12 protein-coding genes and 1 tRNA gene are annotated in these 15,122 nt (G+C 67.5%); 6 read left to right on the forward strand and 7 right to left on the reverse strand.

Annotated features, from left to right (window positions below):
* Window positions 1-100 precede the first annotated feature (100 nt).
* Window positions 101-176, reverse strand: a tRNA-Val gene (locus tag ABVF28_RS03275).
* Window positions 167-661, reverse strand: a complete 495-nt coding sequence (locus ABVF28_RS03280) for a redoxin domain-containing protein (protein WP_371029474.1) — start codon at window positions 659-661, stop codon at window positions 167-169. Before ABVF28_RS03280 ends, ABVF28_RS03275 begins: the two co-directional genes overlap by 10 nt.
* Before the next feature lie 168 nt (window positions 662-829).
* Between ABVF28_RS03280 and aceE the strand changes: the two genes are divergently transcribed.
* The 6 genes from aceE to fabF all read left to right on the forward strand — a co-directional run bounded on the left by aceE (window position 830) and on the right by fabF (window position 8,569).
* Complete coding sequence (gene aceE, locus ABVF28_RS03285) at window positions 830-3,574, forward strand: pyruvate dehydrogenase (acetyl-transferring), homodimeric type (RefSeq protein WP_371029475.1); 2,745 nt, start codon at window positions 830-832, stop codon at window positions 3,572-3,574.
* Between the two features lie 40 nt (window positions 3,575-3,614).
* Window positions 3,615-4,859, forward strand: a complete 1,245-nt coding sequence (locus ABVF28_RS03290) for a CdaR family transcriptional regulator (RefSeq protein WP_211890377.1) — start codon at window positions 3,615-3,617, stop codon at window positions 4,857-4,859.
* A 78-nt stretch (window positions 4,860-4,937) separates the two neighbouring features.
* Entirely contained in the window at window positions 4,938-5,861 is a 924-nt protein-coding gene (locus ABVF28_RS03295; protein ID WP_371029476.1) for an ACP S-malonyltransferase, read from the forward strand.
* A gap of 30 nt (window positions 5,862-5,891) precedes the next feature.
* Complete coding sequence (locus ABVF28_RS03300) at window positions 5,892-6,902, forward strand: beta-ketoacyl-ACP synthase III (protein WP_371029477.1); 1,011 nt, start codon at window positions 5,892-5,894, stop codon at window positions 6,900-6,902.
* 89 nt (window positions 6,903-6,991) lie between these two features.
* The gene (locus ABVF28_RS03305) at window positions 6,992-7,237 is read left to right on the forward strand and encodes an acyl carrier protein (RefSeq protein WP_068479114.1); all 246 of its coding nucleotides are present in this window, start codon (window positions 6,992-6,994) and stop codon (window positions 7,235-7,237) included.
* Window positions 7,238-7,327: 90 nt separating this feature from the next.
* Window positions 7,328-8,569 carry a beta-ketoacyl-ACP synthase II gene (gene fabF / locus ABVF28_RS03310; RefSeq protein WP_211890375.1) on the forward strand — a complete coding sequence of 414 codons (1,242 nt, stop codon included), beginning with the start codon at window positions 7,328-7,330 and terminating at the stop codon, window positions 8,567-8,569.
* A gap of 134 nt (window positions 8,570-8,703) precedes the next feature.
* Here fabF and ABVF28_RS03315 read toward each other — a convergent pair whose 3' ends face one another.
* From ABVF28_RS03315 to proB, 5 genes are all read right to left on the reverse strand, one after another.
* Window positions 8,704-9,210, reverse strand: coding sequence for a DUF3145 domain-containing protein (locus ABVF28_RS03315; protein ID WP_104253399.1), 507 nt, complete (start codon window positions 9,208-9,210; stop codon window positions 8,704-8,706).
* 177 nt (window positions 9,211-9,387) lie between these two features.
* A complete protein-coding gene (gene glgP / locus ABVF28_RS03320) occupies window positions 9,388-11,937 on the reverse strand; it encodes an alpha-glucan family phosphorylase (protein WP_371029478.1) in 2,550 nt (849 codons plus the stop codon).
* A 52-nt stretch (window positions 11,938-11,989) separates the two neighbouring features.
* The gene (locus ABVF28_RS03325) at window positions 11,990-12,406 is read right to left on the reverse strand and encodes a hypothetical protein (RefSeq protein ID WP_104312075.1); all 417 of its coding nucleotides are present in this window, start codon (window positions 12,404-12,406) and stop codon (window positions 11,990-11,992) included.
* 98 nt (window positions 12,407-12,504) lie between these two features.
* Window positions 12,505-13,824 (reverse strand): glutamate-5-semialdehyde dehydrogenase, encoded by a 1,320-nt coding sequence (locus ABVF28_RS03330; protein WP_371029479.1) that lies wholly within the window; start codon window positions 13,822-13,824, stop codon window positions 12,505-12,507.
* A 50-nt stretch (window positions 13,825-13,874) separates the two neighbouring features.
* Complete coding sequence (gene proB / locus ABVF28_RS03335) at window positions 13,875-15,020, reverse strand: glutamate 5-kinase (protein WP_371029480.1); 1,146 nt, start codon at window positions 15,018-15,020, stop codon at window positions 13,875-13,877.
* Window positions 15,021-15,122: the final 102 nt, after the last annotated feature.

A 15,122-nucleotide genomic window follows, 5' to 3' on the forward strand; every position in this document is an offset into this window, starting at 1 on the left:
AACATAAGGCGATCGGAATCTCACCGGAATTTGACCGCCTGATCGAGAGCCTGGGAGCGAGAGGCTCGGCACGAATGTGCCTCTGACCAGGGGTGGAGAGTGGTGGGCCCTGCCGGGATCGAACCGACGACATCCACGGTGTAAACGTGGCGCTCTACCAGCTGAGCTAAAGGCCCTCGGCGAGCAAGTGTAGCGCGGCGGCGTGGTCCGCTCGAACACGCGACTCCCCCGGGCGAGCGGACGCGACGAGACGGTAGCTGCCATCCGCTCGCAGCAGGAAGGTACGGCGCGTAGCTGCGCCAGAACCCTCGTCGAATGCGCCGTAGGCGCGCGCGGCCCGCCCGTGCGGCCAGAAATCGCTGCATCCGGTGAGCACTCCGTCAGCGCCGAGGTCGTGCAGCCAGGCTCTCAGCGTCGCCGCACTGTCGGTAGCGACGACGAAGACCTCGAAGCCTGGAGCGAGAGCGCTGGATCTCCCCGTATTCCGAGCCGAGTCGACCAGCTCGACGAACTCTCGAACCTCATCGGCGCACACGGGTGTGAACGCCCCTGGCACGAACACGAGCAGCCGAGCCGACGCTGCCGGGCCCGCGACGACGCGCATCCCGCCGCGATGATCGACCAGGGAGATGGATTCGAGTGGCGGCCCGAATTCGCTCACGATCAGGCCCTCTCCACTCATGATGTTCGGTTGTGCGCGCTTCGACAAGGATTCCCCTCAACCTGCGTGTGCATCGCACAAACCATAGATAGGCTACCGGGTGGACTGCGCGTCATAACCTGGCGTGCGCCATTGACGTGACGAACCCGGAACGAAATGAGGTCGACGGTGGCTGTTAACAACCAGGATCCGTACTCAGAGCATTACGTTGACAGCGACCCCGAGGAGACCGCCGAATGGCGAGAATCGCTCGATGCGGTCGTAGACGCGCAGGGACACCAGCGCGGACGAGACATCATGCTCAGCCTTCTTGAGCGGTCTCGGGAGCGCCACCTCGGCGTTCCCATGGTTCCAACCACCGACTACGTGAACTCGATTGCGCCCGAGGATGAGCCAGAGTTCCCCGGTGACGAGTCGCTGGAGCGCACGTACCGTTCGTGGATCCGCTGGAACGCGGCCATGACGGTGCAGCGCGCGCAGCGCGAAGGGGTCGCAGTCGGCGGCCACATCTCCTCCTACGCGTCGCAGGCGACGCTCTACGAAGTGGGTCTGAACCACTTCTTCAAGGGCTACGACCACGCGGACGGACCCGACCAGGTCTTCTTCCAGGGGCACGCCTCCCCCGGCAACTACTCGCGTGCCTTCCTGCAGGGGCAGATCTCGTCGGAGCAGCTCGACGGCTTCCGCCAGGAGCAGTCCGCTGCTCCGTTCGGCATGCCGTCGTACCCGCACCCGCGCCTCATGAAGGACTTCTGGCAGTTCCCGACCGTCTCGATGGGTATCGGGCCGCTCAACGCGATCTGGCAGGCGCAGTTCAACAAGTACCTCACCAACCGCGGCATCAAGGATGCCTCCGGTTCGCACGTGTGGGCGTACCTGGGCGACGGAGAGATGGATGAGGTCGAGTCGCGTGGTCAGCTGCAGGTCGCAGCCAACCAGAACCTCGACAACCTGACCTTCGTCGTCAACTGCAACCTGCAGCGCCTCGACGGCCCCGTCCGCGGAAACGGCAAGATCATCCAGGAGCTCGAGAGCTTCTTCCGCGGCGCCGGCTGGCACGTCATCAAGGTCGTCTGGGGTCGCGAGTGGGACTCGCTGCTCGAGCGCGACGACAAGGGCGCGCTCCGCACGCTCATGAACGAGACGCCAGACGGCGACTTCCAGACGTACAAGACGGAGTCGGGTGGATTCGTCCGCGACAACTTCTTCGGACGCGACCCAGAAGCTCTCAAGCTCGTCGAGAACTACAGCGACGACGAGATCTGGGGCCTCAAGCGAGGCGGCCACGACTACCGCAAGGTCTACGCGGCCTACAAGGCAGCGACTGAGCACAAGGGCCAGCCGACCGTCATCCTCGCCCACACGATCAAGGGCTACGGCCTCGGACCGCACTTCGAGGGCCGCAACGCGACGCACCAGATGAAGAAGCTCACGCTTCCCGACCTGAAGGCGTTCCGCGACCAGCTGCACATCCCCATCTCGGACGCAGCGCTCGAAGCCGACGTCTACCAGCCGCCGTATTACCACCCCGGCGCGGACAACGAGGCCATCCAGTACATGCAGGAGCGTCGCCGCGAGCTCGGCGGCTTCGTGCCGGAGCGTCGCTCGAAGTTCACGCAGATCGCGGTCCCCGAAGACAAGACGTACGCGTCCGTCAAGAAGGGCTCCGGAACGCAGGAGATCGCCTCGACGATGGCGTTCGTCCGCCTCCTCAAGGACCTCATGCGCGTCAAGGACTTCGGCGCACGCATCGTCCCGATCATCCCGGACGAGGCCCGCACCTTCGGTGTCGACGCGTTCTTCCCGACCGCGAAGATCTACAACCCCAACGGCCAGCACTACATGTCGGTCGACCGTGAGCTGCTCCTCGCCTACCGCGAGAGCGAACAGGGTCAGATCAACCACGTCGGCATCAACGAGGCCGGCGCCATGGGCGCATTCACGGCAGCCGGTTCGTCGTACTCGACGCACGGCGAAGCCATGATCCCGATCTACATGTACTACTCGATGTTCGGGTTCCAGCGCACGGCGGACGCCATGTGGGCGGCAGCCGACCAGCTCTCGCGAGGCTTCCTCATCGGAGCCACCGCCGGACGCACCACACTCGCCGGCGAAGGCCTGCAGCACATGGACGGCCACTCGCCGATCATCGCCGCAACCAACCCGGCAGTCATCACCTACGACCCCGCCTACGCCTACGAGCTCGCACACATCATGCAGGCAGGCATCGAGCGGATGTACGGCCCGGACTCCCAGTCGGAGAACCCGAAGCAGGACCCGAACGTCATGTACTACCTCACGGTGTACAACGAGCCGATGGCGCAGCCAGCTGAGCCGGAGAACGTCGACGTCGAGGGCATCCTCAAGGGCATCTACTACCTCAAGGGAACCGAGGCCTCCGGGCCGCGCGTGCAGCTGCTCGCGTCTGGCGTGGGTGTGCCGTGGGTTCTCGAGGCGCAGGAGATTCTCGAGAAGGACTGGGGCGTTGCCGCCGAGGTCTGGTCGGTCACGTCCTGGAACGAGCTCCGTCGCGACGGCCTCCGTGCCGAGGAGTACAACTGGACGCACCCGAACGAGGAGCCGAAGGTTCCCTTCGTCACGGACAAGCTCCAGGCGTCAGAGGGCCCGGTCATCGCGGTGAGCGACTTCTCGCACGCCGTGCAGGACCAGATCCGTCCGTTCGTGAAGAACGACTTCACGACGCTCGGCGCCGATGACTTCGGCATCTCCGACACTCGTCCGGCAGCTCGTCGCTACTACCTCATCGACAGCCACTCCGTCGTCGTCCGCTCCCTCGAGCGCCTCGCGACGCAGGGCAAGCTCGACCGCTCGGTCGTGCAGGAGGCCATCGACAAGTACGACCTGCACAACCCGAAGGCCGGCACGAGCGGCAGCGCGGGCGGAGACGCCTAACGGCCCTCCTCCCCTGCTCGCCACCTCACAGTTCGGAATCATGCCTGCTCCACGCACAAAGGACCAGACACTCAACTGGCTTCGGTCGATCTCGGGAGAGCTCTCGACCGCGACAGTGAAGCGCTTGGAAGACACCCTTCCCTGGTTCGGGGACATGCCCCCTGGGCGACGAAGCGCCGTCGGCCTCGTCGCCCAGTCGGGCATCTCCTCCTTCATCGCCTGGTTCGAGGACCCGACCGCCACCCCCTGGGTGGCGGCGGACGTCTTCGACTCCGCTCCGCGCGAGCTCCTCCGCTCGGTGAGCCTGCAGCAGACGCTGCAGCTCATCCGAGTGGTCGTGGAGGTCGTCGAGGAACGGACGAAGTCCACGGACGGCGACGTGCGTGAAGCGGTGCTGAAGTACTCGCGTGACATCGCCTTCGCGGCTGCGGACGTCTACGCGCGCGCCGCGGAGGCTCGCGGGTTGTGGGATGCGCGCCTCGAGGCGCTGGTCGTCGACTCGATCCTCACGGGCGAGCACGATGATGAGCTCCCGAGCCGCATCGCGGCACTCGGCTGGCACGGCCACGGCGAGGTGAGCGTCCTCGTCGGGACCACCCCGAGGATCCTCGAGGTCGACCAGATCCGCCGAACCGCCAGACACAACAAGGTCGACCTGCTCGTCGGCGTCCAAGGCGGGCGCCTCGTGCTCGTCATCGGGCGCGCGCACCCCAACGGGGAGGGTGACGAGACCGAGCAGGTTCCGTTCATGGAGATCGCCGAGCGCCTCGAACCGAGCTTCGGTGACGGACGTCTGGTGCTCGGCCCACCCGTGCCGAGCGTCGTCGAGGCCTCCAGAAGCGCGCGCGCCGCACTCGCCGGCTTCGCGGTGGCCGGCGCCTGGCGCAAGGCGCAGCGGCCCATGCTCGCCGACGAACTGCTGCCGGAGCGAGCACTCGCAGGCGACCCGCTCGCGAGACAGACACTCGTCGCCCGCGTGTTCAGGCCGCTCGCCGACCACCAGAGCGACCTCCTCACGACGCTCTGGTGCTACCTCGACAACGGCCGCTCACTCGAAGCGACCGCACGTGAGCTCTTCGTGCACCCCAACACCGTTCGCTACCGCCTCAAGCGGGTCAGCGAAGTCATCGGCTGGGACGCGACCGGACCACGCGAGGCCCTCATCCTGCAGTGCGCGCTCATCCTCGGCAACATCGCCGAGCCCAAGCAGCCTGAACCTCGACGCCAAGCGGGCACGACCGGAGCAGCCAACGTTCCGCGACGCGGTCGGCGCACCTCCCACTAGAGATCCTCTAATGAATTCTCGACTTCTTGGGACTGTTGCTACAGGGCTGAGGACTCAGGTGCTGTCATGATGGAATCCATGATTGTCGTCACCTGCCCAGGCCAGGGTTCTCAGACTCCAGGCTTCCTGCTCCCCTGGATCGAAGACGCGAGGAACCGAGACACGCTCGAGCAGCTGTCCGCCTCCTCCGGCATCGACCTCGTCAAGCACGGCACCGAGTCAGACGCCGACACGATCCGTGACACGGCGATCGCCCAGCCCCTCATCGTCGCCGCCGGCATCCTCGCGTGGAACTCGCTCATGGAACTCCCCGGAGCAGCGTCCGCCGTCCGCGGTGTCGCCGGACACTCGGTCGGCGAGATCACAGCCGCCTACGCTGCCGGCATCTTCGACGCCGACACCGCGATGCGCTTCGTCGCCCGCCGCTCGCAGCTCATGGCACAGGATGCGGCCGCGACGCCGACCAGCATGAGCGCAGTGCTCGGCGGAGACGAAGATGCCGTCCTCGCGCGCCTCGCAGAGCTCGACCTCACCCCGGCCAACTTCAACGGCGGCGGCCAGATCGTCGCCGCAGGCGCCCCGGAGGCCCTCGACGCGCTCCGCAGCGAACCAGCCGCCGGGACGCGCGTCATCCCCCTCAAAGTCGCCGGCGCGTTCCACACGCGGTACATGGAACAGGCTCGTTCCGCGCTCGGCGCGGACGCCGAGCTCTTCGAGGTTCGCGATCCAGTGCGCACCATCTGGTCCAACGAGACCGGCGAGACCGTGACGGACGGCGTGGAGTTCCGCGCAGCCCTCATCCGCCAGCTCGCGCAGCCCGTGCGCTGGGACGCCTGCATGCGCTCCTTCGCGGCCGCCGGCGTCACCTCGCTCATCGAACTCGCGCCCGCCGGCACCCTCAGCGGGCTCGCCAAGCGCGCCCTCAGGGGAACGCCGACGCTCGCGCTCTCCACTCCCGCAGACCTCGACGTCGCGCGCGAGCGCATCGCCGCCGACGCCTGACCCGCCAAGAGCATCCTCGAGAGGACTCGCATGACCACAGCAACACCCACCCTCGTGCAGTCGACGGGCGCGCAGTTCACGCGCATCCTCGCAATGGGCGCCGCCCGCGGTGAGCGCGTCGTGCCGAACTCGGAGATCATCGAGCCGATCAACTCGTCAGACGAGTGGATCCGCCAGCGCACCGGCGTCATCACTCGTGTCCGGGCAAACGAGGACACCAGCGCACTCGACCTCGCCGTCGACGCCTCCCGCGAGGCCATCGAGCGTTCCGGCATCGACCCGAGCAGGATCGGTGCCGTGATCGTCGCGACGATCAGCAACGGGATGCAGACGCCCTCGCTCGCCGCCCGCCTCGCCGACCTCGTCGGCACGACGCCCGCGGCAGCCTACGACCTCAACGCCGCATGTGCCGGCTACTGCTACGCCGTCGCCCAGGCCGACGCGCTCGTGCGCACCGGGGTCGCCGAGCACGTCCTCGTCGTCGGCACGGAGAAGCTCTCCGACCTCATCGACCCCACCGACCGCACCATCTCGTTCCTCCTCGGTGACGGCGCCGGAGCGGCGATCATCGGGCCGAGCAACACTCCTGGCATCTCCAAGTCGATCCTCGGATCCGACGGTTCGCGCTGGGAGGCAGTCTCCATGAACGCGAGCCTGCAGGAGTACCGCCAAGGCGGCTCCGAATGGCCCACGCTGCGCCAGGACGGGCCGAGCGTCTTCCGCTGGGCGGTCTGGGACATGGCGAAGGTCGCGCGACGCGCACTCGAAGAGGCGGGCGTCACCCCCGACCAGCTCGCCGCGTTCATCCCTCACCAGGCGAACATGCGCATCGTCGACGAGTTCGCGAAGCAGCTCGCCCTGCCAGACCACGTCGTCATCGCCCGCGACATCGCGACGACCGGCAACACCTCGGCCGCCTCGGTGCCGCTCGCAACGCACCGGCTGCTCGAAGAGAACCCCGAGCTCTCGGGCGGCCTCGCACTGCAGATCGGCTTCGGCGCCGGCCTCGTGTACGGCGCCCAGGTCGTCGTGCTCCCCTAACGCGGCCAAGAACTCCCCGCACGCCTCCACCACGCACCGCCGCCGACCAATACACTTGGCTCGGTCATTGACAATCAAGGAGAAACACCATGGCACTTACCAACGACGAAGTTCTCGCGGGACTCGCTGAGCTCGTGAACGACGAGACCGGAATCGCGGCTGACACGGTCACCGTTGAGAAGTCTTTCACCGACGACCTCGACATCGACTCGATCTCCATGATGACGATCGTCGTCAACGCCGAAGAGAAGTTCGACGTCAAGATCCCGGACGACGAGGTCGCAAACCTCAAGACCGTGGGCGACGCCGTCAACTTCATCGTCGCAGCGTCCTAAGGACGGTCCTCCACTTCGAGTGGGCGGCATCTGCCGCCCACTCTTGGTGACTGTTTCACCTTCGCCCCAGTTCATTCAGGAGCAATTGTCATGACCAAGAAAATCGTCGTCACCGGAATCGGAGCGACTTCCCCGCTCGGCGGAGACGCCCGCAGCACCTGGGAAGCACTCCTCGCCGGTGAGTCCGGAGCCCGGACGCTCGAGGCCGAATGGGTCGCGAAGTACGAGATCCCCATCGAATTCGCCGCGACCGCCAAGGTCCCGGCAAGCGAGGTGCTCCCCCGCCACGAGGCGAAGCGCCTCGACCCCTCAAGCCAGTTCGCGCTTATCGCTGGCCGTGAAGCCTTCGCCGACGCCGGGCTCACGGTTGGCGACATCCCCGCCGAGCGACTCCTCGTCGACTGGGCCACCGGCATCGGCGGCGTATGGACCCTGCTCGACGCCTGGGACACGCTCCGCGAGAAGGGGCCGCGCCGCGTCATGCCGCTGACGGTTCCCATGCTCATGCCGAACGGCCCCGGAGCCGCGATCGGCATGGACATCCAGGCCCGCGCCGGCGTCCGCACCGTCGTCTCCGCGTGCGCTTCGAGCACAGAGGCAATCGCCGACGCCTACGAGCACCTCCAGCAGGGCCTCGCAGACGTCGTGGTCGCCGGCGGATCGGAAGCGGCCATCCACCCCCTGCCCGTCGCCTCCTTCGCGGCCATGCAGGCGCTCTCCAAGCGCAACGACGACCCGTCTCACGCGTCACGCCCCTACGACGTGAGCCGCGACGGCTTCGTGCTCGGCGAAGGTGCCGCGGCGCTCGTGCTTGAGACGGAAGAGCACGCGCTCGCCCGTGGCGCACGCATCTACGCCGAGCTGATCGGTGGCGGAGTGACCGCAGACGCGCACCACATCACCGCGCCGGACCCAGAAGGTACGGGGGCTGCCCGCGCCATCAGGGCTGCACTCGAGCAAGCCGGGGTCTCAGTCGAGGACGTCACCCACATCAACGCCCACGCGACCTCGACACCCGTCGGGGACATCGCCGAGTTCACGGCCCTCAAGTCCGTCTTCGGGGACCACCTCGCGTCGATCCCCGTCTCGGCGACGAAGGCATCCACTGGCCATCTCCTCGGTGGGGCCGGCGCCATCGAGGCGATGTTCACGGTGCTCGCGCTCTCCGAGGGCACGCTGCCCCCGACGATCAACCTCAACGAGCAGGACCCTGCCATCCACCTCGACGTGGTGACCGAACCGCGCCCGTTCGAGGCGTCCGGCAAGGTCGCGATCTCGACGTCGTTCGGCTTCGGCGGGCACAACGCCGTCGTCGCGTTCCGCGGCATCTAGGCAAGACCTGCACGCGGTTCGCTGCGCGCAGACAGAACTGTGGCCCCTCAGGTGGAAACCTGAGGGGCCACAGTCCTTGGAGTATCGAGAACAGCTGCAGACTCACCTCACGGCGGGCCTACGGCGTGGCTGACCTAGCCGACGCGGTGGTGCATCCAAACGACGGGACTCTCGTCTCCGGCGATGCGGAAAGGCTCCAACTCGTCGTCCCAAGCCTGCCCAAGCGCGAGGCGCAGCTCACGGTGGAGCTCAGAGGCATTGCCGCCCGCAATCTCCATCGCGTACCGAACGCGTTCTTCCGGAACCACGACGCCGCCAGAGGCATCCGTCTGGGCATAGTAGATACCAAGCTCAGGCGTGTGCATCCAACGGCCGCCATCGACGCCAGGACGCGCGTCCTCGGTGACTTCGAAGCGAAGGTGAGCCCACCCGCGCAGATGCGACGCAATCGCCGCCCCCGCGCCGGGCTCGCCTTCCCAGGTGAACTCCGCACGCAACTGCCCCGGAATGACCGGCTGGTCGATCCAAGGAAGGTTGACGGCGTACCCGAGGGCGCGACCGACACCCCATTCGACGTGCTGGCAAAGCGCCTTAGGAGAGGAGTGCACGTAGAGCACCCCTCCTGCGTTTGGTGCAACCATGAGTTCTCCTCCATTCGTTTGGTGATACGTCTTCCCCAACGATCACGTGATGAATGGATGCGAACTGCATCGCTTACCAGACGTCGACATTTCTGTCGTCTCTTGAATTATGCCCGACGGCGACGCCGAATGACAAGCCTGTCATTACATTCGACGCCGCCGCCCGGAAGTTCGCCGCTAGGCCGGGTAGCGGACCAGGCCGAGCTCGGCCGGCGCCTGCAGGTAGGCGTGCTTGGGCTGCACTCGAACCGTGTAGCCGAGGTGACCCGGAGCGTCCAGCGGCACATCGGCCAGGAACTCCGACGGCCGCACACTGGCGGGGCGCATCTCCACGATGCGAGCCCCCTGCAGCTCCCCGTGCTCGCCAGGCGTCCCGACGATCGCCTCGACCAGCACGTCGTCCGTGGTGAGCTGCCCGAGCTCAACACGAGCGGACAGGCGGAGGCTCTCCCCGGTCCTCGGAGCCGGGTCCACTGCTCCCACGGACTCGACCCGAACACTGGGCCAGGCAGCGCGCACCTCACCCAGCCAGCTGGCGAATGCACGGGTCTCCACCCGATCAGCGGCGATCCGCGCCGAACGCCCCGCTGGGAGGTACAAGTCGTTCACGTAGTCGCGGACCATGCGTTCGGCGGCGACTTTCGGCCCGACGATCGCAATCGAGCGGCGCACCTTCTCGACCCATTCGACGGGCAGGCCGCGCTCGTCACGATCGTAGAAGAGCGGGGCGATCTCATGCTCGAGGATGTCGTAGAGGGCCCCGGCCTCGAGCGCGTCCCGGGTGTGCTCGTCGACACCGCTCGTGTCCGGGATGGTCCAGCCGTCGCTGTCATCCGCCATCTCGTCCCACCAGCCGTCTGAGATCGAGAAGGTCAGGCAGCCGTTCATGACGGCTTTCATCCCCGACGTCCCCGAGGCTTCCTGTGGACGCACGGGATTGTTGAGCCAGACGTCGCTCCCGGCTACGAGGTGCCTGGCGATCGTGACGTTGTAGTCGGGCAGGAACACGATGCGATCCCGCACACCCGCCTCGTCCGCGAACGCGACGAGCTGCTGCAGGAGCTGCTTGCCGCCCATATCGGCTGGATGCGCTTTGCCGGCGATCACGAACTGCACGGGCCGCTCGGGATTGTTCAGGATTCGCGCCAGCCGTTCCCGGTCCTGGAGCATCAGCGTCAGGCGCTTGTAGGTCGAGACCCGGCGCGCGAAGCCGACGGTGAGCCGGCTGGGATCGAGGACGTCCCTGACCCAGCCGAGCTCCGCATCCTGCGCACCGCGTGCCTTCCACGACGCGCGCACGGAGTCGCGCGCGCGACCCACCAGCTCGGCACGCAGCTCGCCGCGGATGCGCCACAGCTCTTCAGCGCTGACAGCGCCGGGGTTGTCCCAGGTGTTGGAGGTGGCCAGGTCCCGACCGCCGTTCATCGCCTCGATGACTGGCATCATCGCCGGTCGGGTCCAGCTCGGGATGTGCACGCCGTTGGTGATGGACCCGATCGGCACCTCCTCGGGTTCCACACCCGGGTAGAGCTTCGCGAACATGTCACGTGAGACGACGCCGTGGAGCTTGGCGACGCCGTTGGCGTACTGGGCGAGCCGGAGGCCGAGGTGCGCCATGTTGAAGCGACCTGGATCGTCTTCCGCTCCCAGGTCCATGATGCGGGCAGCGGGGACCTCTGGCACAAGGGTGTGGCCGCCCGACGAGCCCAGGTAGCGCTGGACGAGGTGCGCATCGAATCGGTCGATGCCTGCGGGAACCGGCGTGTGGGTCGTGAAGACGGTGCTCGAGCGGACGATCGCCAGGGCCGTTTCGAACGTCTCGCCGTCAGCCATGAGCTGCCCGATCCGCTCGATCCCTGAGAAGCCGGCGTGGCCCTCGTTGAGGTGGAAGACCGTCGGCTGCCGACGCCCGCGAAGTTCCGCGTAGGCCTGAACAGCGCGAACACCACCGACGCCCAGCACGATCTCCTGGCGGATGCGGTGCTCCGCGTCACCACCGTAGAGACGGTCGGTGATCGCGCGGAAGTCCTCGGGGTTCGTCGGCAGGTTCGTGTCGAGCAGCAGCAGAGGCACGCTCCCGACCTGCGCCTCCCAGACGGCGATGTCGAGGGATCTCCCGTCGGGGAAGCCGAGCGCTACATGTACCTGCTGCCCCTCGGCGTCAAGCACGGGATCGACCGCGAGATCCGTCGGAGGATGCTCCGTGTACGCCTCCTGCTGCCAGCCTTCCCGGGAGAGCGTCTGCGAGAAGTACCCGTAGGTGTAGAGGAGTCCGATGCCGATGACGGGCGCACCGAGATCGCTCGCACTCTTGAGGTGGTCGCCGGCGAGCACGCCAAGGCCCCCGGAGTAGACGGGCAGCGATTCGGTGATGCCGAACTCCATGGAGAAGTAGGCGACGCTCGTGGCCTCGTCTTCGCTCGCGCGCGTGCGCTCGTGGAACCAGCGGTCGCTCTTGAGGTAGGCGGCCAGGTTCTCGGCCTCCTGTCCGAGACGGGCGAGGAACGCGTCGTCAGCGGCGAGCTCGGCGACCCGCGACGCTGAAAGTGAGCGCAGCATCACGACCGGATTGCTACCGCACTCGCGCCACAACCGCTCGCCGATGCCCGCGAACAGTCGCTCGGCGCTCGGGCGCCAAGACCAGCGGAGGTTCTTCGCAAGTAGCCGCAGAGCGGCGAGCTCATCGGGGAGGACAGTGGATACGGGCAGCGAGTCGTAGGCCTTCACGCGGTACAGCGTAGCCCCACAACGCGCGATCGCAGCGTCGCGCGAGTGAACGTCAGTGAACGGAAGAAGTGACCGACGCGATGATCTCCCGTGCGGCGGCTGCGCGCCCCTGGAGGTCCTGCCAGATCCACGCGGCAGACCGCGCATCGACCGGCACGAAGCTCGTCAGCGTGCCGGTGGGATTCGAGATGCGCACCTCGTAGCCGCCGACGACCCTGTCCTCTTTGACGAGCAGGAAGAGCAGGCTGAAGATCGTCAGGACGAAGAAGCCCGCGATGGCGACGATGATCGCCCACGTGGGGATCGCCCGCTCGACTCGCGACATGTTCGTGACGAAGACCGTTGAGCCCGCGGTCGGCAGCGAGCCGTAGGGACCGGCGATGCGATCGCGAGACACCTCGAGTTCGCCGAGGAACACTCGGTCGAGATTCTGTTGCTGGTTCTCGATGGGCAGTGGGGTGCTGGTCATGATCGTCCCTTCCTCGACTTCCAGAAGGCTACGTGGCGCACCTGACCGAGCGCGTCATCACCTGGTCTGATCTTCTGGGCGCCCGCTCTCGGCGGTGGTCAGGAGCGGATCTGACCGTCGCCCGTGACGACCCACTTCGTCGTCGTGAGCTCCTCGAGCCCCATGGGCCCACGTGCGTGCAGCTTCTGCGTCGAGATGCCCAGTTCTGCGCCCAGACCGAACTGGCCGCCATCGGTGAAGCGAGTCGACGCGTTGACGATCACAGCGGCCGCATCCACCTCGGCGGTGAACCGCTCTGCCGCCTGCAGCGAGCTCGTGACGATCGCCTCCGTGTGACCCGTGCTGAACTCGCGGATGTGCTCGAGGGCCTGGTCGAAGTCGTCGACGACTCGCACTGCGATCTCGTAGTCGAGGTACTCAGTCGCCCAGTCCTCGTGCGTCGCCTCGTGGACTTCGATGCCGCCCGGGGCCGCCGACCGCGTGCGCTCGTCGCCGTGCAGACGAACCCCGCGCTGGTTCAGCTCGGAGAGCGCGCCAGGAAGGAAAGCGGCGGCGGCATCTGCGTGCACGAGGAGTGTCTCGGCCGCGTTGCAGACCCCGACCCGATGCGTCTTGGAGTTGATGATGATGTCGAGGGCCATGTCGAGCTCGGCCGAGCTGTCGACGAAGACGTGGCAGTTGCCGACCCCTGTCTCGATGACGGGGACACGGGACTCGCGGACCACGGTCTGGATGAGCCCAGCCCCGCCGCGCGGGACGACGAGGTCGACATGGCCGCGGGCGCGCATGAGCGCGCGCGCTCCGGCTCGCCCGTACTCGTCGATGGGCTGCACCAGGTCGGCGGGCAGCCCGTAGTCCTCGAGTGCCGCGCGCATCGTGCCGATGATGGCTTCGTTCGAGGACTCGGCCGCAGATCCGCCACGCAGCATCACCGCGTTGCCGCTCTTCAAGGCGAGGCCCGCGACATCGACGGTCACGTTCGGACGTGCCTCGTAGATGACGCCGATGACGCCCATGGGCACGCGCAGCTGACGCAGCCGGAGGCCGTTCGCGAGTGTCGACCCACGGACGACTGCCCCAACCGGGTCAGGAAGCGCCGCGACCTCGCGGAGCGAGTCTGCGATCGCGCGGATGCGTGCGTCGTCGAGCGCGAGCCGGTCGAGAAGTCCCCCGGACATACCGGAGGCACGCCCTCGCTCGAGGTCGAGGGCATTGCCGGCGAGGATCTCCGGACTGGCGGCCACGAGCGCGTCGGCGAGCGCGAGGAGTGCACCGTCCTTCTGCGCGCGCGTCGCCCGTGCCAGGACCCGGGACGATGCTCGTGCGCGTCCGGCGAGCTCGACGATCGCGGCTGTCGCCGCCTCGTCCGCATCACCCTGGTCGGCCGTTTCCGCGCGCTCACCCTGCAAGATCGTCATGACAGTGCATTCTATGCGGCGCGGGAGCGCCTCAGCCCGCTGCGCCCGACTCAGCTGACGCGGAGCCCCTTCGGGCGCACGAGCACGAGGTCGTCACGGTGGATGACCTCGCGGTCGTACCCTGAGCCCAGCGATGCGCGGAGCGCGCTCGAGGACTGCCCGAGCATGTCCGGGATCTCGACGGCATCGAAGCCGGTGAGGCCGCGGGCGATCACGGAACCGCTCCTGGAGACGAGCTCGACGGGGTCACCCGCGACGAACTCGCCTTCGACGCCGACGATGCCTGCCGCGAGGAGGGAGGCGCGGCCGCCGAGGACGGCATCCACGGCACCGTCGTCGAGGACGATCTTCCCCTGCACGCGTGCCGCGTGCGCGATCCACAGGCGTTTCCGCGACGCGCGCTTCCCAGTGGGCGCGAACCAGGTCCCGACGCGCTCCCCCGCGATCGCCGGGCGTGCGTTGTCCGCCTTCGTCAGGACGACGGGGATGCCCGACCCCGTGGCGATCGACACCGACTCGAGCTTCGTGAGCATGCCGCCCGTTCCGACGTCGCTTCCCCTCCCGGACACCTCGATGCCCTCGAGGTCGCTCGGGCCGAGCACCTCCGAGATGCGCCGTGTGCCCTCCCTCGTGGGCGGTCCGTCGTAGAGGCCGTCGACGTCGGTGAGCAGCACGAGCGCGTCGGCGCCGACGAGCTGCGCGACCAGCGCCGCGAGACGGTCGTTGTCGCCGAAGCGCAGCTCATCGGTCACGACGGCATCGTTCTCGTTCACGATAGGGACGACGCCGAGTCGGAAGAGCCGCTCGAGCGACCGCTGCGCGTTCTTGTAGCGCGTTCGGCGCACCGTGTCCTCTGCGGTGAGCAGGATCTGCCCAACCGTGATCGCCCGGTCGGCGAAGGCCTCCGCGTACCTGGCCACGAGCATCCCCTGTCCAACGGATGCGGCCGCCTGAGCCGTCGCGACGTCACGCGGTCTCGAGGGCAGCCCGAGTGGGCCGATACCCGCGGCAACTGCGCCAGAGGTCACGAGCAGGGTCTGCAGGCCGCTCTCGTGACGGTCGGCGATCACCTCCACCAGCTTGCGGAGCGCATCGAGGTTGAGGTGTCCGTCGGCGCCGGTCAGCGATGAGGACCCGATCTTGACCACGATGCGGTGGGCGGTCGAGAGCTGAGCACGGGCGGCGATCGGATGCATCCGCCTATTCTCCCCTGATCCTCGGCGCGTGCCGAATTGCGTCGCGAAACGTCGCGGGCACGATGGGATGACGGCGCCGCGCTCTCGCGCGGCGCCGCCCCA

This window comes from Pseudoclavibacter sp. JSM 162008 (assembly GCF_041366455.1).
GTDB lineage: Bacteria > Actinomycetota > Actinomycetes > Actinomycetales > Microbacteriaceae > Pseudoclavibacter.

Coding starts and splice junctions, on each gene's coding strand:
- fabF (WP_211890375.1), top strand. CDS start 7,328: ATGACCAAGAAAATCGTCGTCACCGGAATCGGAGCGACTTCCCCGCTC.
- ABVF28_RS03305 (WP_068479114.1), top strand. CDS start 6,992: ATGGCACTTACCAACGACGAAGTTCTCGCGGGACTCGCTGAGCTCGTG.
- ABVF28_RS03325 (WP_104312075.1), bottom strand. CDS start 12,406: ATGACCAGCACCCCACTGCCCATCGAGAACCAGCAACAGAATCTCGAC.
- ABVF28_RS03295 (WP_371029476.1), top strand. CDS start 4,938: ATGATTGTCGTCACCTGCCCAGGCCAGGGTTCTCAGACTCCAGGCTTC.
- ABVF28_RS03300 (WP_371029477.1), top strand. CDS start 5,892: ATGACCACAGCAACACCCACCCTCGTGCAGTCGACGGGCGCGCAGTTC.
- proB (WP_371029480.1), bottom strand. CDS start 15,020: ATGCATCCGATCGCCGCCCGTGCTCAGCTCTCGACCGCCCACCGCATC.
- ABVF28_RS03330 (WP_371029479.1), bottom strand. CDS start 13,824: ATGACGATCTTGCAGGGTGAGCGCGCGGAAACGGCCGACCAGGGTGAT.
- ABVF28_RS03290 (WP_211890377.1), top strand. CDS start 3,615: ATGCCTGCTCCACGCACAAAGGACCAGACACTCAACTGGCTTCGGTCG.
- ABVF28_RS03315 (WP_104253399.1), bottom strand. CDS start 9,210: ATGGTTGCACCAAACGCAGGAGGGGTGCTCTACGTGCACTCCTCTCCT.